Origin of the sequence: Helcococcus bovis (genome assembly GCF_046035835.1) — a bacterium.
Classification (GTDB): Bacteria; Bacillota; Clostridia; order Tissierellales; family Peptoniphilaceae; genus Helcococcus; species Helcococcus bovis.
The window spans coordinates 1-1632 of the sequence record NZ_JBFNGB010000041.1; the positions used below are offsets into that span (position 1 = coordinate 1).

A 1632-nucleotide genomic window follows, 5' to 3' on the forward strand; every position below is an offset into this window, starting at 1 on the left:
GTGTTGACGCAGAAGGTTAACTTAAGCACACGGTTGGAAAGGTGTGTCTAAGCACAAAGTTAGGCCCTGGAGGCAAATCCCCAGGGTAACGATGAAGTGTGATGGGGATCGAAATATAAGTAGAGAAGTAAGTGACACCAAGCTGCCGAGAAAAGACACTATCGAGATTAAAAGCACCCGTACCGCAAACCGACACAGGTAGGTAGGAAGAGAATTCTAAGACGCGCGGAAGAACCATTGTTAAGGAACTCGGCAAAATGACCCCGTAACTTCGGGAGAAGGGGTGCCCTCTTAGGAGGGCCGCAGTGAATTGGCCCAAGCGACTGTTTACCAAAAACACAAGTATCTGCTAAATCGTAAGACGAAGTATAGGTGCTGACACCTGCCCGGTGCTGGAAGGTCAAGGGGAAGGCTTAGCGCAAGCGAAGGCTAGAACTTAAGCCCCAGTAAACGGCGGCCGTAACTATAACGGTCCTAAGGTAGCGAAATTCCTTGTCGGGTAAGTTCCGACCCGCACGAAAGGTGTAACGATTTGGGCACTGTCTCAACAATGGATCCGGTGAAATTGTATTAGTTGTGAAGATGCAACTTACCCACGCTAGGACGGAAAGACCCCGTGGAGCTTTACTGTAGATTGATATTGGATTTTGAGGTTTAATGTAGAGGATATGTGGGAGACTAAGAATCAGTGGCGCCAGTTGCTGAGGAGTCGTCGTTGGAATACCACACTTTAAGCTTTAAGGTTCTAACCATGCACCCTGAATCGGGTGTTGGGACACTGTCAGTTGGGCAGTTTGACTGGGGCGGTCGCCTCCTAAAAAGTAACGGAGGCGTTCAAAGGTTCGCTCAGAATGGACGGAAACCATTTATAGAGTGCAAAGGCAAAAGCGAGCTTGACTGTGACACCTACAAGTGGAGCAGATACGAAAGTAGGACTTAGTGATCCGGTGGTACCGAGTGGAAGGGCCATCGCTCAACGGATAAAAGCTACCCCGGGGATAACAGGCTTATCTCCCCCAAGAGTTCACATCGACGGGGAGGTTTGGCACCTCGATGTCGGCTCGTCTCATCCTGGGGCTGGAGTAGGTCCCAAGGGTTGGGCTGTTCGCCCATTAAAGAGGCACGCGAGCTGGGTTCAGAACGTCGCGAGACAGTTCGGTCCCTATCCAGCGTGGGCGTAAGAAATTTGAGAGGAGCTGTCCTTAGTACGAGAGGACCGGGATGGACAGACCGCTGGTGTATCAGTTGTCATGCCAATGGCACGGCTGAGTAGCTACGTCTGGAAGGGATAAGTGCTGAAGGCATCTAAGTACGAAGCCCCCCTCAAGATAAGATTTCTAAAAGAGTCCTTGTAGAAAATGAGGTTGATAGGTCGAAGGTGGAAGCGCAGTAATGTGTGTAGCTAATCGATACTAATAACTCGGAAGTTTGACCAGAAATATTTCATAATATTAATTGAAAAAGGTTTGAAAAAATGATATAATAAATCAGTAAAATGTGGTGACAATAGCGAAGGGGATACACCTGTATCCATCTCGAACACAGAAGTTAAGCCCTTCAACGCTGATGGTACTTGGCTGGTGACGGCCCGGGAGAGTAGGAAGTTGCCAAATTGAGAAAACACTGAATCTA

General features: G+C 48.7%; 2 rRNA genes. Both read left to right on the forward strand.

The features are described 5' to 3' along the window. A 23S ribosomal RNA gene (locus ABGF48_RS08400) occupies nucleotides 1-1436 on the forward strand; the annotation flags it as partial. A gap of 60 nt (nucleotides 1437-1496) precedes the next feature. Beyond that, nucleotides 1497-1613, forward strand: a 5S ribosomal RNA gene (gene rrf, locus ABGF48_RS08405). Nucleotides 1614-1632: the final 19 nt, after the last annotated feature.